Origin of the sequence: Stenotrophomonas sp. As-7 (assembly GCF_030291015.1) — a bacterium.
Taxonomy (GTDB): Bacteria; Pseudomonadota; Gammaproteobacteria; order Xanthomonadales; family Xanthomonadaceae; genus Stenotrophomonas; species Stenotrophomonas lactitubi.
In genome coordinates, this window is record NZ_CP127405.1 from 4,062,284 (window position 1) to 4,082,859 (window position 20,576).

At 66.5% G+C, this 20,576-nt stretch carries 18 protein-coding genes and 1 pseudogene; 6 read left to right on the top strand and 13 right to left on the bottom strand.

The window, feature by feature from the left end; translation table 11 throughout:
- Positions 1-178 precede the first annotated feature (178 nt).
- Positions 179-430 carry a hypothetical protein gene (locus QP457_RS18520; RefSeq protein ID WP_099820909.1) on the bottom strand — a complete coding sequence of 84 codons (252 nt, stop codon included), beginning with the start codon at positions 428-430 and terminating at the stop codon, positions 179-181.
- 427 nt (positions 431-857) lie between these two features.
- Positions 858-1,934, bottom strand: coding sequence for a rod shape-determining protein RodA (rodA, locus tag QP457_RS18525; RefSeq protein WP_205405577.1), 1,077 nt, complete (start codon positions 1,932-1,934; stop codon positions 858-860).
- Positions 1,935-2,355: 421 nt separating this feature from the next.
- Here rodA (QP457_RS18525) and QP457_RS18530 point away from each other — a divergent pair.
- Positions 2,356-2,765 (top strand): annotated as a pseudogene (locus QP457_RS18530) (hypothetical protein).
- A 272-nt stretch (positions 2,766-3,037) separates the two neighbouring features.
- On the opposite strand, the gene rodA (QP457_RS18535) reads toward QP457_RS18530, so the two are convergent.
- From rodA (QP457_RS18535) to QP457_RS18555, 5 genes are all read right to left on the bottom strand, one after another.
- On the bottom strand, positions 3,038-4,150 hold the full coding sequence (gene rodA, locus QP457_RS18535) for a rod shape-determining protein RodA (RefSeq protein WP_205405496.1): 1,113 nt from the start codon (positions 4,148-4,150) through the stop codon (positions 3,038-3,040).
- Positions 4,147-6,225, bottom strand: a complete 2,079-nt coding sequence (gene mrdA / locus QP457_RS18540; protein ID WP_205405497.1) for a penicillin-binding protein 2 — start codon at positions 6,223-6,225, stop codon at positions 4,147-4,149. The genes rodA (QP457_RS18535) and mrdA overlap by 4 nt, the downstream gene beginning before the upstream one ends.
- Before the next feature lie 3 nt (positions 6,226-6,228).
- A complete protein-coding gene (gene mreD / locus QP457_RS18545) occupies positions 6,229-6,714 on the bottom strand; it encodes a rod shape-determining protein MreD (RefSeq protein WP_099820622.1) in 486 nt (161 codons plus the stop codon).
- Positions 6,711-7,865 (bottom strand): rod shape-determining protein MreC, encoded by a 1,155-nt coding sequence (gene mreC, locus QP457_RS18550; protein WP_205405498.1) that lies wholly within the window; start codon positions 7,863-7,865, stop codon positions 6,711-6,713. Before mreC ends, mreD begins: the two co-directional genes overlap by 4 nt.
- Before the next feature lie 121 nt (positions 7,866-7,986).
- The gene (locus QP457_RS18555; RefSeq protein ID WP_025877255.1) at positions 7,987-9,033 is read right to left on the bottom strand and encodes a rod shape-determining protein; all 1,047 of its coding nucleotides are present in this window, start codon (positions 9,031-9,033) and stop codon (positions 7,987-7,989) included.
- A 282-nt stretch (positions 9,034-9,315) separates the two neighbouring features.
- On the opposite strand from QP457_RS18555, the gene QP457_RS18560 reads away from it, so the two are divergent.
- The gene (locus QP457_RS18560; protein ID WP_049463859.1) at positions 9,316-10,254 is read left to right on the top strand and encodes a carbohydrate kinase family protein; all 939 of its coding nucleotides are present in this window, start codon (positions 9,316-9,318) and stop codon (positions 10,252-10,254) included.
- Positions 10,255-10,375: 121 nt separating this feature from the next.
- Here QP457_RS18560 and QP457_RS18565 read toward each other — a convergent pair whose 3' ends face one another.
- From QP457_RS18565 to ubiE, 5 genes are all read right to left on the bottom strand, one after another.
- Entirely contained in the window at positions 10,376-12,349 is a 1,974-nt protein-coding gene (locus QP457_RS18565; RefSeq protein WP_205405499.1) for an LTA synthase family protein, read from the bottom strand.
- Between the two features lie 310 nt (positions 12,350-12,659).
- The gene (locus QP457_RS18570) at positions 12,660-13,217 is read right to left on the bottom strand and encodes an HAD family hydrolase (protein WP_205405578.1); all 558 of its coding nucleotides are present in this window, start codon (positions 13,215-13,217) and stop codon (positions 12,660-12,662) included.
- A gap of 59 nt (positions 13,218-13,276) precedes the next feature.
- A complete protein-coding gene (locus tag QP457_RS18575; protein WP_205405500.1) occupies positions 13,277-14,008 on the bottom strand; it encodes a hypothetical protein in 732 nt (243 codons plus the stop codon).
- Between the two features lie 127 nt (positions 14,009-14,135).
- Positions 14,136-16,064 (bottom strand): M1 family metallopeptidase, encoded by a 1,929-nt coding sequence (locus tag QP457_RS18580; protein WP_100553587.1) that lies wholly within the window; start codon positions 16,062-16,064, stop codon positions 14,136-14,138.
- A gap of 215 nt (positions 16,065-16,279) precedes the next feature.
- Positions 16,280-17,041 carry a bifunctional demethylmenaquinone methyltransferase/2-methoxy-6-polyprenyl-1,4-benzoquinol methylase UbiE gene (gene ubiE / locus QP457_RS18585; RefSeq protein WP_032976541.1) on the bottom strand — a complete coding sequence of 254 codons (762 nt, stop codon included), beginning with the start codon at positions 17,039-17,041 and terminating at the stop codon, positions 16,280-16,282.
- Positions 17,042-17,121: 80 nt separating this feature from the next.
- Between ubiE and QP457_RS18590 the strand changes: the two genes are divergently transcribed.
- From QP457_RS18590 to QP457_RS18605, 4 genes are all read left to right on the top strand, one after another.
- A complete protein-coding gene (locus QP457_RS18590) occupies positions 17,122-17,574 on the top strand; it encodes a nucleoside deaminase (protein ID WP_005411083.1) in 453 nt (150 codons plus the stop codon).
- Between the two features lie 200 nt (positions 17,575-17,774).
- Positions 17,775-18,035: a hypothetical protein gene (locus QP457_RS18595; protein WP_180165590.1), complete on the top strand. Its 261-nt coding sequence runs from the start codon at positions 17,775-17,777 to the stop codon at positions 18,033-18,035.
- A 74-nt stretch (positions 18,036-18,109) separates the two neighbouring features.
- Positions 18,110-18,436, top strand: a complete 327-nt coding sequence (locus QP457_RS18600) for a hypothetical protein (RefSeq protein ID WP_099820615.1) — start codon at positions 18,110-18,112, stop codon at positions 18,434-18,436.
- A gap of 73 nt (positions 18,437-18,509) precedes the next feature.
- Positions 18,510-18,932 carry a low affinity iron permease family protein gene (locus QP457_RS18605; protein WP_099820614.1) on the top strand — a complete coding sequence of 141 codons (423 nt, stop codon included), beginning with the start codon at positions 18,510-18,512 and terminating at the stop codon, positions 18,930-18,932.
- A 162-nt stretch (positions 18,933-19,094) separates the two neighbouring features.
- Here QP457_RS18605 and smeF read toward each other — a convergent pair whose 3' ends face one another.
- Positions 19,095-20,480, bottom strand: a complete 1,386-nt coding sequence (smeF, locus tag QP457_RS18610) for a multidrug efflux RND transporter outer membrane subunit SmeF (RefSeq protein WP_100553589.1) — start codon at positions 20,478-20,480, stop codon at positions 19,095-19,097.
- Positions 20,481-20,576 lie beyond the last annotated feature (96 nt).

Sequence of the window (20,576 nt, forward strand, 5' to 3'; positions counted from 1 at the left end):
TGATTGACCTACCCCATTCAGGCAGAGGTTGCCGGTTGCGTCCCCATCCCCGCAGACGCAACCGGCCGCCGGACCCGGTCGGTACCTGCGCGGCTGCCGCTCCCCAGTGGCAGTGCTCCGCGCTCCTTGTACCTGTTGGATCAGTACTGCTTTCCCATCCGACGCCCCTCGCGCTGCATCAAAGACGGCGCGCCATGCCGAACGGGCCGCCATTGTGCAGGCCGATTGCGACAAGTCCATTGATCAGGATCAACGCGGCGTCAAAATGTGAATTGGCGCCCACTTTTAATGGAACTTCGTCAGCGGCGATGCTGCTGTGCGGCGTTGTGGGAACGATTACAGAAATGCGCTTGCGCAGATTCATGCGTGCATCGGCGGCGAAGGTCGGCGAACGGCGCAGCCCCTCGTGGGTGGCCGCAAAGCGATTCATGGGGGGCCGGGTAGATGGACTGCGCAGGGGCCGCTGCAAGTACGTCCCTGTAAGCTCGGTCGCCGCATCCATGCGGCTCACGCCCCTGCGCAGCCCATCTACCCGGCCACGGACACGTTCCTGTGGCGTCCACCCACGCAAAGAGAAAAGAAGAGCAAAGAGCAACAGCGGGTCGCTTCGCTCTGAGCCGGGCCGGCCACGCTGCTTTTGCTTTTGATCTTCTTTTTCTTTTCCGTGGGCTGGACGTACTCGGGAACTGTCAGGGGCCGGGCGGGTGGGCTGCGCAGCGGTGTCTGCGGCATGGATGCCGCGGACAAGCCCCCATGGATGGGTTTACGGCGTCCCCTGCACAGCTCACCCGCCCGGCCCAATCGATGAATCGCATTGAGCGGCCCACCCACGAGGGGCTGCGCCGTTGGCTGGAAACCTACGCGTGTACCGGCCGGTGCCCGCGCACCGCCATCACCAGACCGATGCCGGCCAGCAACGACACCGCCGAGGTGCCGCCGTAGCTGATCAGCGGCATCGGAATGCCCACCACCGGCAGCAAGCCGGAAATCATCCCGCCGTTGACCAGCACGTACACGAAGAACGCCAGGCCCAGGCTGCCGGCCAACAGCCGCGCGTGCGTGTCGCGTGCCTGCACCGCGATCGACAGGCAGCGCCAGACCACGAACAGATACAGTGCGAACACCGTCACCACGCCGATCCAGCCGAATTCCTCGGCCAACACCGAGAACGCGAAATCGGTGGTGTACTCCGGCAGAAAATCCAATGTCGCCTGCGTACCGTGGCCCCAGCCACGCCCCTGCAGGCCACCCGAGCCGATGGCGATGCGCGACTGCAGGATGTTCCAACCGGTGCCCAAGGGATCGGCGGCCGGATCCAGGAAGGTCAGCACACGGTTCTTCTGGTACTGCCGCAGCAGCCCGAACCACGCCAGCGGCGCAGCCACCGACACCGCACTCAGGCCGACCACCACCCAGCGCCACTGCAGGCCAGCCAGCAGCAACGCAAACACGCCACTGGCCGTCACCAGGGTGGCGGTACCGAGATTGGGCTGCATCAGGATCAGCACCGCTGGCACCCCGATCAATACTGCTGCCGTCAGCACCGTGCGCGGTGACGGCGGCAGCGGCTGACGGTGCAGATACCAGGCCATCATCAACGGCAGGCTGAGTTTGAGCAGCTCCGAGGGCTGCAGGTAGAACACGCCGAGGTTGAGCCAGCGTTGCCCGTATTTACCGGTACCGATCACATACACCGCCATCAACGGAAGCATCGACAGCGCATAGATGGCAGGTGTCCACGCGCGCAGGCGCAGCAGCGAGACCCGCGACAGCAGCCACATCGCTAGCAGACCCATCGCAAAGCGCATCGCCTGCCCTGCCACCGGTCCGTTCACGCTGTGCAGCACCGCAAGGCCCGCACCCATCAGGATCAACAACGCCACCAGCAACGGCAGATCGATCGTGCGCACTGCCTCACAGCAGCCGCCAAGCATTCGTTTCCATTTCACCCGTGGCACGGTAGCAACCGGCGCTTTCGTGAAGCTGTCAGCGCTGTTTGTCGCTATCGGCACCGCGCGTGGCGGATGCCTTTGGCCTGCGGATTTTCCGGGTTTCAAACAATTCTGATTGGAGCCGCAAGGGCCCCGTGCACATCATGTAGTGCCACCGACAATGGGTGGCACGGGACTCCAATCCCGTTGACCCAAGTGTTGTTTACGCTTGCCAGCCGGCGTCGCTTTCTCCTTGTTGAGCGGCGTCGGCTGGCAATCCGTCCGTGCGTCTTTGGCGGACGGTGCGTGGAGGGCCTTGTGCCCGCCGGCGCTTTCACACTTGGTCACCGGTATTGGAGCCACGCATCGTCCGCCACCCTCGCATGCACGGGGTGGCCCTTGCCTACCGCACAAGGATGCCGCCATGTCCGCTTCCACCTACCCGTACCTGTTCGCCACGCTGGGCGAGGCCGCCCACCAGCTGCCGGACGACATCGCCCGCGCACTGGAAACCACGCTCACCGCCACGCAGGCCGCCAACAGTCCAGGCGCCCTACCCTGCTGGACTGCCTGCAGCGCATCCGTCAGGTTGAAGCGGCGGATGGTCAGCCGTGGCCACACAAGGGGCGAACACAGGCGCAGTGCATGGCGATGGCACGCATCGACCGCGCCAATGCCGGGCTGACCTTCCTGCTGGAACTGCTGCACGCCAGCGAACGCGTGCGCGTGGACGGCGACGACACGCAGCAACTGGGCGACGACGCCCGCGAAGGGCTGCTGCTGGCCTGCAGAGGCCTGTCGGAATATGTCGATGTGCAGCTGCAGGCGGCGTGATGCGTGCATTCCTGAGCCGAGCATGGCTCGGCACTACAAAGAGCGAAGCGACCCGCTTCTGCTCTGCTTTATTTCTCTTTGCGTGGGTGGCCACCGCAGGAAACTGTCAAAGGCCGGGCGGGGTGGGTTCGCGGGGGTGTCCGCGGCATGGATGCCGCGGCCAAGCCCCCAGGGATGGGTTCACGGCGTCCCCCGCGAATCCACCCCGCCCGGCCAACCACGGCTGTTCCTTTCAGCAACCACCCACGAGGGGCTGCGCCGATGGCTGGAAACTACCCATACCCGCCATGCACCGGATTGTGACGACGCACCGCCATCACCAACCCGAACCCCGCCAGCAGCGACACCGCCGACGTACCGCCGTAACTGATCAACGGCATCGGCACACCCACCACCGGCAGCAGGCCCGAGATCATCCCGCCGTTTACCAGCACGTAGACGAAGAACGCCAGGCCCGTTGCGCCAGCCAGCAACCGCGAGTACGAGTCGCGCGACTGGCTGGCGATCCACAGGCAGCGCCCGATCACCACCAGATACAGCGTCAGCACCAGCGCCACGCCGATCCAGCCGAACTCCTCGCTCAGCACCGAGAACGCGAAGTCCGTGGTCTGCTCGGGAATGAAATTCAGGTGCGACTGCGAGCCTTCGCCCCAGCCCTTGCCATCGAAACCGCCGGAACCAATGGCGATCTTCGACTGGATGATGTTCCAGCCCGCGCCCAGCGCATCCATTTCCGGGTCCAGGAACATCATGATGCGGTCCTTCTGGTACGGCCGCAGCAGCCAGAACCAGGCAACGGGCGCCACTGCCGCCACGCCGCCCACGCCCAGCCCCACCCACCACCACGGCAGGCCGGCCAGCAGCAGCACGAACACACCACTGGCGGCGATCAGCACGCCGGTACCGAAGTCCGGCTGCAGCATCACCAGCCCGGTCGGCACGCCGATGATCACCATCGCCACCAGCACCGTGTTGAAGCGCGGCGGCAGCGGCATCTTGTGCAGGTACCAGGCCACCATCATCGGCAGGCTGACCTTCAGCAGTTCGGCCGGCTGCAGGTAGAAGAACTTCAGGTCCAGCCACTGCCGGCCGTACTTGCCCGTGCCCAGCGCGAACACCGCCAGCAACGGAATCATCGAAATGGCGTAGATCAGCGGCGTGGCCGAGCGGATGCGCAGGATCGACACCCGCGAGATGCCCCACATCGCCGCCAGGCCCACCGCAAAACGCACGCCCTGTGCCATCACCAGGCCATCGCCGCCAGCGCTCTTCAACGTTGCCAGGCCGATCACCATCAGCGCGCCCAGGGCGAGGCACAGCAGCCAGTCGAGGCTGCTGAAGAACCGCTGCAGCATTTCGCCGGCCCAGCGCAGGAACTCCTTCATCGCGCAGCCTCCGCAGCAGGGGTCGGGCGCGTGCCGGCCGGCACGGTTGCCGCAGAAGGCGCACCGGGCGCAGGTGCCGGCACAGGCTCCGGCGCAGGAACACCGATCAGCACCGGATGCTCGGCCAACTGCGCGGCGGCGATATCGCCGGCCTGGCGTGCGCCCACGTCTTCATTGTCGAAGGCAGTCGCACCGATAGCAGTAGTGCCGCGCTCGCTGTCCAGCGGCTGCATGCCCTCAGGCATCTTGCCCAGCAGCCAGGCATCGAAGATCTTGCGCGCGATCGGTGCGGCCGCCGCGCCGCCATAACCGCCGCCTTCCACGGCGATGGCCAGCGCGATCACCGGCTGCTCGGCCGGCGCGAAGCCGACGAACAGCGCACGGTGGCGCAGGTGCATCGGCAGGCTTCTGGGATTGACCGCGGCGGTGCCCTTGCGGCTGACGACCTGCGCGGTACCGGTCTTGCCCGCCATCGTGTACGGCGCGCCGGCCGCCATGCGTGCGGCGCTGCCGCCGGGAAGCATGGTGGCCATCATGCCTTCGCGCACGGCCTGAAGATTGTTCGGGTTGGGGCTGACCGGCTTGCTCGGGCCAGGCTCTGTCGCCACCCAGTCGCTGTCGAAACCAGCACGCTGCTGCATCACCAGATGCGGCGTGCGCAGCTGGCCATTGGCCAGGCCGCTGACACCACGGGCCAGCTGCAGCGGGGTGACCTTCCAGTCGCCCTGGCCGATGCTGATGTTCACCGTATCGCCGGGATACCAGGCTTCCTTGCGGCTCTTCCGCTTGTAGGCCGGCGACGGCAGGATGCCGGAGATCTCGCCGGTCAGATCGATGCCGGTCGGCTGGCCGAAGCCGTAGTACTCCATGTAGTGGTCGAACCGCTCGATGCCCAGGTCCAACGCCAGCCGGTAGTAATACGTATTGACCGACTGCGCGATGGACTTGCGCAGATCGGTCCAGCCGTGACCGCCACGGTGCGAGTCACCCCAGCCACGCGAGGTGCCGGGCAGGTAGAACATGCCGGTCGACAGCACCTTGTCCTCCGGGCGGCGAACGCCCGAATCGAGGCCGGCCAGGCCGATCAACGGCTTCAGGGTGGAACCGGGAGCGACGCCGCCGAGTACCAGTCGATTGAACTGCGGGCGCGACGGGTTGTCGTTCAGCGCCTTGAAATCAGCATGCGAGATGCCGTTGACGAACAGGTTCGGGTCGTAGGACGGCAGGCTGACCATTGCCAGCACTTCACCGGTTCGCGGGTCCATCGCCACGGCCGAGCCTTCCTGATCGCCGAAGGCGGCCACCATCGCCCGCTGCAGGTCGGCGTCGATCGACAGACGCAGGTCGGCGCCGGACTGCGCGGCGACGCGGCCGATGGTGCGGATCGCACGGCCCTGCACGTTGGTCTCGACCTGCTCGTAGCCGACCTTGCCGCGCAGTTCCTGCTCGTAATAGCGCTCCAGGCCAGACTTGCCGATATGGGTCAGCGCAGCATTGCCTTCGCCGAGGATCTCCAGATCCCTGTCGTCCACGCGGCCGACGTAGCCGATGATGTGCGCGAACAGGTCGCCATAGGGATAGCGACGGGTCAGGTACGGTTCCAGCTCGACGCCGGGAAAGCGCCAGCGGTCTACCGCAAAGCGCGCCATTTCCTCATCGCTCATGCGCAGCTTCAGCGTGACCGGCAGGAACTTGCGGCGCGCCTTGCGCGACTTGTTGAACGCTTCCAGTTCTTCCGGGCTGATCTGGATGATCTTCCCCAGCCCTTCCAGGGTGGCATCCATGTCCTTGACCTTGTCCGGGGTCACATCCAAGCGGAACGCCGGCACGTTCTCGGCCAGCAGCCGGCCGTTGCGGTCATAGATCATGCCGCGCCCGGGCACCACCGGCCGCGGCTTGATGCGGTTGGCTTCGGAGCGGGTGGCGTAGATGTCGTGGTCCAGCACCTGCAGCTTGAAGTACCAGCCGCCCAGGCCCAGCAGGCAGACCAGCACGCCGAAGAAACCCAGCGCCGCGCGGCGCCGGAACTGTTCGGCTTCGGCGTGCGGATTCTTGACCTGGCGGCGCGGCAGCATGGCTCAGCGCCCGCGCTTGCCGAAGCGCACCGCATCCAGCAGCACGAACACCAGCGGCCACAGGCCCATGCCGAGCAGCGGTGCCCACCAGTACGACCACGGCAGGGTGGGCTCGCCCACCATGATGTGGACCAGCGCGCTGACGATGCGGTCGTTGAACAGCAGGCCGCCGATGGCCAGCATCTGCTGCGACATCGGGAAGAAGCGGATGCGCGCGCGGAAGCGCTGCAGGATGAAGGCCAGCATCACCAGCCGCAGCGCCTGTTCGCCCAGCACCCCGCCATACAGCAGGTCGGCGACGACGCCGCTGGCGAAGGCGATGCCGAGGCCGACGCGTTCGGGCGCTTCGATCACCCAGTAGGCCAGCACCAATGCCAGCCAATACGGACGCAGCGGCTGCAGCAGCGCCGGCAACGGCAGCAGGCCCAGCAGCAGGGCCACCACCACGCTGGCCGGCAGCACCCAGCGGTTGTCGCGAAGGCGGCTCATCGTTGCGCCTCCGGTGTGGTCGGCTGAGGTTGAGTTTGCTGCGGTTGCCGGCCAGCGGCCGGCACTACCGTGGAGCCGGCTTGGGGAGAGCCCCCCTCTTGTTGAGGGACGCGCGCCGAAGGCGCGGGGGTGAGGTGGGATGCGGGGGCAGCCGGCCTCGTCGCAGACGAGGACGGTTGCTGGCCAGCGGCCGGCACTACCGGGGTGGGCTGCGTACCTGCAGGCGTGGTGCCGCTCGGCAGCGCGGTGGCATCGGCAGGGCCACCGGGAGCACCCTGTTCCATCTGCAGGCGCAGGTTCGGCGGAATGCGGATCGCAGCGCCGGGGCGTAACAGCAGGACATCGCGGCCACGATCAAGCTGCGCGGCCGGTTTCAGTTCACCCACCAGGAAGGCATGGGTGTCGTCCGGGCGCAGCCCGGTGATGGTGCCGACCGGGAATCCGGCCGGGAAGCGACCGCCAAGACCGGACGTAACGATCTCGTCGCCCACTTCCACACCAGCGCTGAGCGGGATGTCGCGCAGTTCCAGCTTGTCGCCGCGGCCGTAGACGATCAGGCGCACGCCGTTGCGCGCCACGGTCACCGGCACCGCGTGGTCGGGGTCGGTCAGCAACAGCACGGTGGAGCTGCCCGCAGTCACGTTGATCACCTGGCCCATCAGGCCGCCGGAATCGATCACCGCCTGGCCGACGTGCACGCCTTCGCGGCTGCCGGCGTCCAGCACCAGGCGCTGTTTGACCGGGTCCAGGTCGATGTCCAGGATCGGCGCCAGCTGTACGTCCAGGCCGCTGCGCTCGGCCACGTTCAGCAGTTCGCGCAGCTGGGCGTTGTCCAGCGCGGCGGTCTGCAGACGGGTCAGGCGGGCGTTGGCCAGCAGCAGCTGGTTGCGCAGCTCGCGGTTCTCGGTCACCAGCTGGCCGTGGCTGGCGGCGGTGTCGCGCACCTGCCCGCCGAGCTTGCCGGGCAGGCCGGCCAGGGCCCACACCGGCTGCACCAGGCTGTTGGCCTGCTCGCGCAGACGCGCCAGCCAGCCGGCCTGGTCGTCGAGGACGATCAAGGTGATTGCCAGTGCGAGATAGGCCAGCAGCCGCAGCGGGCTGGCGGCATCACCGGATCGGGAAGCGACGGGAGGTCCGGCGTAGGGCGGCACGGCAGCGATTCAACTGGCAGAAGGCGGAAGGGAAACACGCGGGCGCCCCGCCGGTGCCGACCCGCCGATGTGGCGGGCCGCACCCCGGAGGGGCGCTGCGGGCGCAGGCAGCCGGGACGGCTTATTCCGGCGCAAAGAACTCGTTGCCGTGCATGTCGACCAGTTCCAGCGCACGACCGCCACCGCGGGCCACGCAGGTCAGCGGGTCGTCAGCCACCTGCACGTGCAGACCGGTTTCCTCGGAAATCAGGCGGTCCATGTCGCGCAGCAGGGCGCCACCACCGGTCAGCACGATGCCGCGCTCGGCGACGTCGGCGCACAGTTCCGGCGGGGTCTGTTCCAGTGCCAGCTTGACCGCGCTGACAATGCCCGACAGCGGCTCGTGCAGCGCTTCAAGCACTTCGTTGGAGCTGATCTTGATCATCTTCGGCACGCCCTCGGCGAGGTTGCGGCCGGAGATTTCCATCTCGATCGCTTCCGCCTGCGGGTAGGCACAGCCCAGTTCGACCTTGATGCGCTCGGCGGTGGCTTCACCGATCAGCATGCCGTGGTTGCGGCGCACGTAGTTGGTGATCGATTCGTCGAAGCGGTCGCCGCCGATGCGCACCGAGGCGGAATAGACGATGCCGTTGAGCGAGATCACCGCTACTTCGGTGGTGCCGCCGCCGATGTCGATGACCATCGAGCCACGGGCTTCGGTGACCGGCATGCCGGCGCCGATCGCGGCCGCCATCGGCTCTTCGATCAGGAACACGTCACGGGCACCGGCCTCCTCGGCCGATTCCTTGATCGCGCGGCGCTCGACCTGGGTCGAGCCGGCCGGCACGCAGACCAGCACGCGCGGGCTCGGGCGCAGGAAGCGCGACTTGTGCACCTTCTTGATGAAGTGCTTGAGCATCGCCTCGGTGTAGGTGAAGTCGGCGATGACGCCGTCTTTCATCGGGCGGATGGTGGTGATGTGGCCCGGGGTACGGCCGAGCATCTGCTTGGCCTCGGCGCCAACGGCTGCCACCGACCGGGTACCACCAATGGCGCGATCCTGGCGCACCGCGACCACGGACGGCTCGTTCAGCACGATTCCCTGCCCACGCACATAGATGAGGGTGTTGGCCGTGCCCAGGTCGATGGACAGGTCATTGGAGAACATGCCGCGCAGTTTCTTGAACATCTGGGAGTTGATCCTGAGGGGTGTCGCGCCCAACGCGGGATGGCGAAAAAATGGGCAGAAATCGAGGTCGACAAGCCTAGCAACCTGCCTGCCGCCGAGCAAGGAGAAATCCAGCTGAACCCGCGCCTTCACAGGCTTTCGGCCTGATCGGGCATCACCCGGTTCTGGCCCTGAGCGGCACCAGCGGGTAACCTTTGCGCCGTCGGGCGCCCAAGGGCGCCGTTTGCTTGCCTGCCGAAGTGGGCCGGCCCATCCCAAAATTCACCGCATAGGCTTACATCGATGTCCGCTCTGATCTGTGGTTCTCTTGCCTTCGACACCATCATGGTGTTCCCGGACCAGTTCAAGAATCACATCCTGCCGGACAAGGTGCACATCCTGAACGTGTCGTTCCTGGTGCCGCGCATGCGCCGCGAGTTCGGCGGCTGCGCCGGCAACATCGCCTACAACCTGCACCTGCTGGGTGGCGATCCGATCCCGATGGGCACGGTGGGTTCGGACTTCGGCCCGTACCGCGAGCACTTCGATGCACTGGGCATCGACCTCACCCGCGTGCGCGTGATCGACGAGCTGTTCACCCCGCAGGCGTTCATCACCACCGACCACGACAACAACCAGATCACCGCCTTCCACCCGGGCGCGATGATGCGTTCCTACGAAAACCACGTGCGCGACGTGCCGGGCGTCAGCCTGGGCCTGGTCGGCCCGGACGGCCGCGAAGGCATGATCCAGAACGCGCTGGAATTCCACGAAGACGGCGTGCCGTTCATCTTCGACCCGGGCCAGGCGATGCCGCTGTTCAACGGCCCGGAACTGCGCGAGTTCATCGAGCAGGCCGATTACGTGGTGGTCAACGACTATGAGTCGAACCTGCTGCAGGAACGCACCGGCTGGAACGAAAAAGAGATCGTCAGCCGGGTCAAGGCCTACATCACCACCCGCGGCCCGAAGGGCGCGGTGATCCACACCCCGGAAAAGAGCTACGACATCCCGCCGGCGCACGAGCGCCGCGTGGTCGATCCGACCGGCTGTGGCGACGCCTTCCGCGCCGGCCTGATCTACGGCATCCAGAAGGGCTTCGACTGGCTGACCATCGGCCGCATGGGCAACCTGATGGGCGCGCTGAAGGTCGAGCACCCGGGCACCCAGAACCAGCGCTTCACCTTCGATGAGTTCAACGAGCAGTTCAAGCAGCAGTTCGGTTACGCGTTGAGCGTGTAACCAAACTGCCCGCGCACCCGCTCGGTGGGTGTCGACCTTGGTCGACACGCTGCGCCCTGGTAGGTGTCGACCTTGGTCGACACTGCCGGCCAGCGGCCGGCACCGCTCTGGTAGCGCCGGCTCAGGGCTTGGCCTTCTCCGGCAAGCGGTACAGCTCTTTTTCGTAGGCCAGCGTGCCCCACATCGCGTAGGCATGTGCGCGTCGTGCCAGTTCCGGCCGCAGCGGCTGCGGCTGCAGCTGGTCGCTGGCCGGGTCATAGCGGAAGCCCTGCGCGGGCTTGTCCGGCTGCAGGATGGCCACATCGTTGCCCTCCATCCACGCCAGGTTGCGGTCGTATTGCATCAGCGCGCGCCCCGGCTGCAGCCGCTGCAGGTCGGTCAGGTCCTGTCCCACCGCCGGCGTGGGATCGGCAATGCCCAGCAGTGACAGCAGGGTCGGCGGCAGATCGATCTGGCTGACGATGCGGGTATCGCGGCGTGCCTCGATGCCGCCGCCGAGGATCAACCCGGGAATATGGAAGTTGCCGATCGGCACCATGTTCTTGCCGAACACCCGCGAATCGTGGTCAGCCACCACCAGGAACACGGTGTCCTCCCAGTACGGTGAGGCCATCGCCTTGCGGAAGAACTCGCCCAGCGCGTAGTCGGCGTACTTGGCAGCGTTGTCGCGGGTCTGTTTCGGCTGCTCGTACAGGTCGATGCGGCCGTCCGGGAACTCGAACGGATCGTGGTTGCTGGAGGTGAACACCAGGCCGAAGAACGGCTTGCCCTGCGCTTTCAGCTGCCGGAACTGCTGGTCGGCGCGGCCGAACAGGTCTTCATCCGACGCGCCCCAGGAGCCGACAAATGCCGGCTTGCGGTAATCCTTGCGGTCCACGATGCGGGTGAAGCCGTTGGCGAGGAAGAACTCGCGCATGTTGTCGAAGTGGCTTTCGCCGCCGTAATAGAAGCCGGTGTCGTAGCCATGCCGCCCCAGCACATCGGCCAGGGTGAAGAATCGCTGGCGGCTGGCGGGCAGCTTGACCACCGATTCGGCCGGCGTCGGCGGAAATCCGGTCAGTACCGCCTCGATGCCGCGTACCGAACGCGTGCCGGTCGCATACAGACGCTCGAACGCCCAGCCCTGTGTGCTCAGGCGGTCGTAATTGGGCGACAACGGCCGTCCGCCAAGACTGCCGATGAACTGCGCGCCCAGGCTTTCTTCCAGCACGATCACCAGATTGCGCGGCTTGCCCTGGTACTGCGGCGGACGCAGCGCCAGGCTCGGCAATGCGTCGGAGACATACGCCGATACCGGCAGGCCGCTGCTGGCGCGCAGTTCGCTGACCACTTCGGCCAGCGGCAGGTCACCGTAGACGCGCGAGGTTTCGCTGCGGGTCGCCAGTTGCCGCGCGGCATAGCCGACGGTGTACAGCGAATTCAGCGGCAAGGCGTTGATGGTCGGGTCGGTCGAGAACGCCACCAATGCAGGATTCAAGGGCCGATGACCCAGGCTGGAGCGCACGCCCAGCGCCGCCAGCAGCAGCACCAGGAACGCCAACGGCAGCCGCCACAGCCATCCCGCTTCGACTGCGACCATCGGGCTGTTGCCGACCCAGCGCCGCGACCCGCGAAGCAATGCCCAGAACAGCACGACCACCGCGGCAACTTCGATCACCACGGCCAGCAGATGGCCGCGCAACAGCGTCATCCCGACTTCTTCGGGATAGATCAGATATTCCAGGAACAGGCGATTGGGGCGCAGGCCGTACTCGGCCATGAAGCTCGGCGTGGCCAGCTCCATGAACACCAGCAGCACGCTGGCCAGGATCAGCCACCACCGCAGCAGATGGCGCCACGCGCGTCCCACGCGTCCTTCCAGCGGCAACAGCAGCGCCAGCACCGCCGGGATGCCGTACAGCAGGCACAGGGTCGACACATCCACCCGCAGCCCCTGCAGGAACACCGTGGCCCAGCCATCAGCAGCACTGACCCGCGCGGCGTGCCACAGCGCCAATCCCAGTCGCGACAACGACAGGGCGACCAGGCCAAACAGGAAGAAGGCGGCAATCGGACACAGACGCCGGTACAGCGACACCCACACAGCTCGGAGCATGAAAGGAATCCAGAAATGGAGCAAAGGACACCCATGCCCCATCCTTGGCAGCGGGCCACACCGTACAACGTGCAACCCGACACAACAGCCAGCGCAGCGAAACCATCCGCCGGCACCTTCAACGCCTACTGCGGCTTCGATCAGGCCTCAGCAGTGAGCGGCGACGGCTCCCCAAGCGCCTGCGCTTCAATCCCTGCCGGGCATTCGAAGCGCGTCCAGCCGGCCTCGCACAATACACTGTGATGACAGTCGAGAGTTGACCGCCGGCGCGGTCCCCAGGTTCCCGCCACAACGCGTACAGGGCGCCGCGCTAGCCTCGCCAGCGCTCCAGCACTGCCGCGCAATCGGCCAGGTGCCAACAGGCCATGCCGGGCCACGGGTTGTCCGGGGCATTGACCAGCAGCGTGCGACTGCCCGCCGCGCGGCCGCATTCCAGATCGAAGCGGTAGTCGCCCACCATCACCACCTGCGAAGGTTCCACCTGCCAGCGCCGCAGGAAGTACTGCAGCCCGGCAGGTGAAGGCTTCGGCTCGGCCTCGTCGCGACCGATGATGTCGTCTTCGGCAAATACGTCGCCCAACCCGATCGCCTGCAGGGTGACCTGCGCGAGGCTGCGCACGTTGCGGGTCAGGATGCCCAGACGGCAACCGGTGCCCTGCAGCGCGCGCACCAGCGCTACCGCCCCCGTCGCCGGCTGGGACGCAGCGGCCAGCGCACGCTCGTGCGCCAGCAGCCAGGCATGCTTGGCGCTGGCCTCCGCGGCCGGCAGCCCGGCCAGGTGGGTGAGGATGTCATCCTCCTGCGGAATCGCCAGTTCGCGCTTGATCCGCGCGAAATCATGCGCTGCCACGGTCAGCGTGCCATCCATGTCGAACACCCAGTGGCGGATCGTCGACAGCGCCGGCGCCGCCACCCGTGCATCCACGGTCAATGCCACCACGCCGGCATGCGGCTGGCATCCACGCCACCGGTCTCGAACACGGCCGTGCGCGTGCCACCGGCTTTGACCGGGAATTCGATGCTGATCGACTTGCCCTTGGCTGCCAGCTTCCACAGCGCCTTCTGGTCGGTGATGAACAGGGCGATCGCCTCGTCGGTCTTCGGCCGCCATGCCGCCATGGAGATCGGCTTGCCACCGTCCACCGTGACCTTCACCGTGCACTGCGGGCAGCGGAAATCGCCGGCCTGCAGCACCAGGTAGGCATGACGCTTCCATTCGGGATGATCGCGGAACACCAGCTGCACCGGCTTGGCGCCGCTGCCATCCACATCCACCCGTTCCTTGCTGAAGATCTGTGCCGACACCTGGTTGCCCTTGCTGCCGACCCGAATCTGGTTGTACTGCCACAGCCCCTGCATGCGGCGCAGATCACGCGCGGCATCACCCTTGGCCTTGACCTCGTCGAAGCCGGCGGCGATGCGCTCGGCGGCGGCGGTGTCCTTGTACTGGTCCAGCAGCGAGGCGCCATGCAGGCGCGCGCGCTCCCAGTCCTGCGCGGCCACGGCCATGTCGTACTGCTTGGCAACGTCTTCGGCCTTGGCTTCCTTCTGCGCCTGCACGGCGGCAGCGGCAGCCTCCTGCGCCTTGCGTTCTTCCTCGGGGTTGCTGCAGGCGGCCAGGGCCAGGGTGCAGGCGGTGAGCAGGATCAGTCGTTTCATGGCGGAGTCCTTTACGGGTGCATGCCGATTCTATCGGCAGCGAAAAGCGGATACAGCAACGGCGGGTTTCCCCGCCGTTGCTGGTGAAGCAGTGTCTGGGTTGCCGGCCAGCGACCGGCACTCCCGTTTACTTCGCTTCAGCCTTGGCCAGCATGTCCTGCACCGAGGCGGTGGTGATCGGGTGGTAGCCCGGCTTGGCCTTCTCGAACGCCTGCTTGGCCAGTTCCAGCCCCTTCGGGGTCTTCACCAGTTCGGCGTAGATCGGCAGGATCAGCTTGCGACGACCGACACGCTCGATGAACGCAGCCGCCGCTTCATTGGCCTGCTCGTAACCGCTGCGGATGGTCAGCGGGTACCAGCGCATGGCGATCTCGCCATTCGGGGTGCCGGTGAAGTGGAAAGCCTTGTCCAGCGTGGCCAGCTTGTCCAGCGGCTGGGTGGCGCCCAGGCCGTCGATGAAGCGCACCCACTCCTGGGTGCTCCACTCAGCGATCACCTGGCTGCTTGGCACGGTGCCGGCGCTGGCGAAGGCGATGCGCGCGGTATCGACGCTGCTGAAGTTGCGCGACTGCGCCTTGGCCGCGAACGCCGGAATGCCCGGCTCGTCCAGCCACGCCTTCAGTTCGGCCTCGGTGACCGCCGACGGATTCTTCGGCAGCAGGTTCTTCTTCAGGTACTCGACGAACTGGTCGGTGTTGGCGCTCTGGAAGGCGTGGTCATCGAACCAGCCGCGCAGGAACGGATCGAAGGTTTCGCGGCCGAAACGCTGTTCCAGGAATTCCAGGAACCACGAACCCTTGACGTAGGCCACTTGGCTCAGGGCTTCGTCCGGGTCACGTTCGTTCAGCGGCGGCAGCGCCAGCGCCTGGTCGGCCGGGCTCATGTCCTTCACTTCGGCCAGCAGATCGGTCTGGTCGATCTGCTTTTCCATCTCGGCCATCTCCTTGCCGTACAGGGCTTCGGTGATGCGGCCCTGGACGTAGGTGGTGAAGCCTTCGTTGAGCCAGATGTCCTTCCAGCTGGCGTTGGTCACCAGGTTGCCAGACCAGCTGTGTGCCAGTTCATGGGCGACCAGCGAGACCAGCGACTTGTCGCCGACGATCACGGTCGGAGTGGCGAAGGTCAGGCGCGGATTTTCCATGCCGCCGAACGGGAACGACGGCGGCAGCACCAGCATGTCGTAGCGGCCCCAGCGGTATTCGCCGTACAGCTTTTCGGCGGCACCGATCATCTTCTCGGTGTCTTCGAATTCCTTGGCGGCCTTGTTGACCATGGTCGGCTCGGCCCAGACGCCGGAACGGCCGGAGATCGGCTCGAACACCAGGTCGCCGGCCGCGATGGCCAGCAGGTAGGACGGAATCGGCTGCGGCATCTTGAAGGTGTAATCACCGTCACGCGCGGCCTTGGGATCGTTGTCGGCGCTCATCAGCACCATCACGTCCGGGCGCGAGACCACGTGCGCGCTGTAGGTGAAGCGCACGCTCGGGGTGTCCTGCAGCGGCACCCAGGAACGGGCGTGGATCGCCTGCGACTGGCTGAACATGAAGGGCAGCTTCTTGCCCTCGGTCATCGACGGCGCCAGCCACTGCAGGCCCGACGCGGTCGGTGCGGTGTGGTAGGTCACCTCGACCTTGGCCGGCTGGTCCGGGGTTTCGATGGTCAGCTTGCTGCCGAACACCTTGTCCACCGGGGCCAGCACGAACTGCAGCGGGCTGCGCGCGCCGTCGGCGGCGATCGCTTCGACCTTGGCGATGCTCAGCTCGCGGGTGTCCAGCACCAGCTGCTTGGCATCCTTCTGCTTCCATTCCAGGGTGTAGGTGGCGGTGCCGCCGATCTGCTTCTGGTCGAAGTCCAGCTTCAGATCCAGCGCGATGTCCTTGACGACGACCTTGTCCGGCTCGGCGTACGAGCTTTCATCGTGGCTGCGGTTTTCGGCGTTCACGGGGGCGGCGGGAGCCTTCTGGGCAGTCGGGGCGGCGGCGGGTGCGGCCGCCTCCTGGGAGCAGCCGGCGGCCAGGGCCACGGCCAGCGGAAGGAGCATCAGCGGATTGCGCATGAATCGGGACCGTTACGGGGATCAAACCCCAATGGTACCTCTCCCCCGGCCGGGAAGCGTTGCGCGGTGCGGGGTAATGGCGGCGGGCGCGCGGTGGGGGCCCATGCCGACCAAGGTCGGCATCTACAGGTAGGTGCCAACCTTGGTTGGCACGGATACATCATCGCTCGCGGCGGGCGTGTGCCAACCAAGGTTGGCACCTACCAAAGCGAGGCTTACAGCTTGTAGCCGGAGTGGATCGAGACGATGCCGCCGGTCAGGTTCTTGTAGTGGCAGCGCTCGAAGCCCGCCTGCCCCATCATCGCCTTCAGCTCTTCCTGCGGCGGATGCTTGCGGATGCTCTCGGCGAGATACTGGTAGCTGTCCGAATCGTTGGCGAACAGCTTGCCCAGCTTCGGCAGGATCTTGAACGAGTGGAAGTCGTAGATCGGCTTGAACCAGTCCGCGGTGACTTCGGAGAACTCCAGCACGCGGGCCTGGCCGCCCACCTTCAGCACGCGGTACATCTCGCGCAGGCCGGCGTCCTTGTCGGTCACGTTGCGCAGACCAAAGGCGATGGTCACCAGGTCGAAGCTGTTGTCCGGGAACGGCAGGGCTTCGGCGTTGCACTGCACGTAGTCCAGGCCGAGCACCAGGCCGCGGTTGGTCAGGCGGTCACGGCCGACCGACAGCATGCCGGCGTTGATGTCGCCCAGCACCACCGAACCCTCGGCACCGACCCGCTCCTTCAGCAGCGCGGCGATATCGCCGGTGCCCCCGGCCAGGTCGAGCACGCGGTCACCCGGCTTCACCTGCGCGGTGGCTACGTAGTAGCGCTTCCATGCCCGGTGCACGCCCATGCTCATCAGGTCGTTCATCAGGTCGTAGTTGCGCGCGACCGACGTGAACACCTGGCCGACCAGCTTCTGCTTGTCCTTGGCGTCAACGTCGCGGAACCCGAAATGGGTGGTACCGGATTTGTAGGGGGATTCGCTCATGCCCCCGATTATCGCACCGCCGGGCCCCTGCGGGGAACGCTGGCCGTATCATGGCGCCCCACGACCTACCGGAGCCCCGCATGATCACCACGCCCGACTACCAGGCCCTGCTGCAGACCGCCATCGCCGAAGCCCGCCAGGGCTTGGCCGAAGGCGGCGTGCCGATCGGCGCGGCGCTGTACCACAACGACGGCCGCCTGCTCGGCTGCGGCCACAACCGCCGCGTGCAGGAAGGCGACCCGTCCGTGCATGGCGAGACCGATGCCTTCCGCAAGGCCGGCCGCCAGCGCCGCTACCAGGACACCATCATGGTCACCACCCTGGCTCCGTGCTGGTACTGCTCGGGCCTGGTGCGGCAGTTCAACATCGGCACGGTGGTGGTCGGCGAGTCGCGCACCTTCCAGGGCGGCATCGACTGGCTGCGCGAAAACGGCGTCAACGTGATCGACCTGGACAGCCAGGAATGCGTCGACCTGCTGGGCGGTTTCATTGCGCAACATCCGGAAATCTGGAACGAAGACATCGGCGAATGAGCATCCGCCACGGCTGATGAGCCCGCCTTGATGAACGCTTCAGTGCCGGCACAGCCTTGTGCCGGCAGCGTCTGCACGCTTCAACGTGAACTGCTGCGCAGTCAGCTGCGTGTAGTCAACACGCGCCACTAACATCCTGCTGCGCAGCCACGTCTAGGGTGGAATGCAAGCGGGGCCCCCGCCCCGGCTTGGAGACGACCATGCAAGCGCATGCCGTACGTCCTCCCAGCGACCCGGCCCTGGCCGTGATCTGGGACCGACTGCAGCAGCAATACGCACTGCACCAGCGCAGTGCCCCGTTCTGGAGCGCCTACCAGGACATGCAGCAGGATCTGCTGCTCGACCATCCCCGCGACCTGGTGCGCCTGTGCAATGCGATGGCCGCCATGGCCGAACGCCTGGGTGCGGTTGAACATGCACAACTGCTGCGCCATCGCCACGCTGGCTGCACATCGCGCTGACGCGGCATGCACCACCGTCCGGGCCAGACTGTAACGGGCCCCACTCCCTTTCACCTTCAACCGATTGGATCGTCATGCACGCTGAAGTTCCCGCCATTCCCCCGGTCATCAATGTCGATGCGGAGCTGGATTACTGGCGCCGCCAGCACGCCGATGGCGCACTCGCGCACACCTCGTTCGGCACCTATGTGCCGTGGATCAAGTTCGCCTGTGATTCGCTGATCACCCAACCACGCGCCAGCAATGCGCAGCGCGATGAGCTGTTCCAGACCCAGTACGCCCTGCAGATCATGCCGCGCATGACCGAAGCGCAGGCCCGCGAATTCGTCGAACGCTGCTGGCAGCACGTCTACCTGGCCAGCCCGGTGCGCAGCCAGGAAGCACCGCGCCTGCGCGCCTGAGCCCACGCTCGACTGCACGGCACCTGCACGGCCACGTGCCGATGATCGTCATCATTCCAGTGGAACGATGACGATGAGCGCAAGGAACCTGTTCAATACGATCGCCAAGAAGGCCGCGGCCGCCACCGGCTCGCCGTGGACCTTCCTGGCTGCGGTGTCGATCGTCGTGCTGTGGGGCATCAGCGGCCCGATATTCAAGTTCAACGATACCTGGCAGCTGGTGATCAACACCGGCACCACGATCATCACCTTCCTGATGGTGTTCCTGATCCAGCACACGCAGAACTCGGACACGGCGGCAATGCAGATCAAGCTGGATGAACTGATCCGCGCCACCGCCGAAGCCAACAACGAGCTGTTGGACCTGGAAGAGCTGGACGAAGAGCGCCTGGAAGAGATCCGCGCCGAGTACGAGAGGATGGCGCGCGAAGCCGGCGACGCGCTGACCCGGGTGCGCTCCTGCCGCAGCGAGCGGCGGGACGACGAAGCGGTGTGACCGGTGGTGCTTGCCCTGAAAGGCCCACGCCAATCCTGATCTGCTCCGGTAGGTGCCAACCTTGGTTGGCACGGATGCGTCAGCGCAGTCGGCTGGCCCTGTGCCAACCAAGGTTGGCACCTACCAGAGGCGCGGCAGGTTGGCACCCACCAGAGGCGCGGCTTACCCGCGCTCGTGCCAGCCGCCGCCCAGCACCTTGTACAGCGTGATGCGGTTGGACTGCTGCGCCAGCTGCGTCTGCAGCTGTGTCTGCTGCGCGTTGTAGGCGGTACGACGTGCATCCAGCAGGGTGACGAAGCTGTCCAGGCCAGCGTCATAGCGTGCCTGCGACAAGCGGTTGGCCTGCTCGGCCGCTTCCACCAGGCGCTGCTGCGAGGCGGCCTGCTCATCCAGGCTGACATTCAATGCCAGCGCATCGGCGGTTTCGCGGAAACCGCTCTGGATCGACTTTTCGTACTGCGCCAGCGCGATATCGCGATCGGCGTTGGCCACTGCCAGGTTCGCGCGCAGCTTGCCGCCCTGGAAGATCGGCAAGGTGATCTTCGGCAGGAAGCTCCACACCCGCGTGCCGCTGTCGAACAGGCCCGACAGTTCACCCGAGCCACTGCCGATGCTGCCGGTCAACGAGATGCTGGGGAAGAAGGCGGCGCGTGCGGCACCGATGTTGGCATTGGCGGCCAGCAGCTGATGCTCCGCCGCCATGATGTCCGGCCGCTGCAGCAGCACGTCACTGGGCAGGCCGGCTGGCGGCGGTGCCAGCGCAAGCACCTGCGGCGCGATGCTGTCCGGCAGCAGCGCCGGATCCAACTGGCCGCCGGCCAGCAGCGCCAGCGCGTTGCGGTCCTGGGCCAGCTGCCCACGCAAGCGTGCGGCATCGGTGCGCGCGGTCTCGACCAGGGTGCGGGTCTGGGTCAGTTCCAGCGCCGAACTGCCGCCACGCTCATGGCGTGCTTCGGCCAGACGCAGCGAATCCTCATAGGTCTTCACCGTGGCTTCGGCGATCGCCAGGCGCTGTTGGTCGGCACCGTAGGTCAACCACGCGGTGGCGGTCTCGGCCACCAGGCTCAGCTGTGCATTGCGACGGTTGGCGGCTACAGCGAAGTACTGCTGCAGCGCGGCTTCACTCAGGTTGCGCACGCGACCGAACAGGTCCAGTTCGAACTCGGCCACGCCGACGCCCGCGCTGAACTGCTCGGTCACCGGCACGTCGCCGCCGCGGCGGTCCATCTGCCCGGTCACGGCAACGCCCGGCACGCGGTCAGCGCGCTGCACGCGGTACTGGCCGCGCGCCTTTTCGACGTTGAGCACGGCCACGCGCAGGTCGCGGTTGTTGTCCAGCGCCTGGCCGATCACCTGTTGCAGGCGCTCATCGGTGAAGAAGTCGCGCCAGCCGACCGCGGCCGCATCGGCCACTTCACCCTGTGCGGCTTCCGCCGGCCACTGCGACGGAATGGCCGGGGCCACTGCGGTGTTCTTCGGCGCGAGGGTGCCGCACGCGCTGAGCGCCAGCGCGGTGGCAAGGGATACTGCAAGAGAAGAGAATTTCATAGCGACACCTTGGGGGTCACGGTGGTAGCGCCGGGCCGGGCCCGGCGACTATGCGGTGAGGCATCCGCCGGGCACGGCCCGGCGCTACCGGTTGTC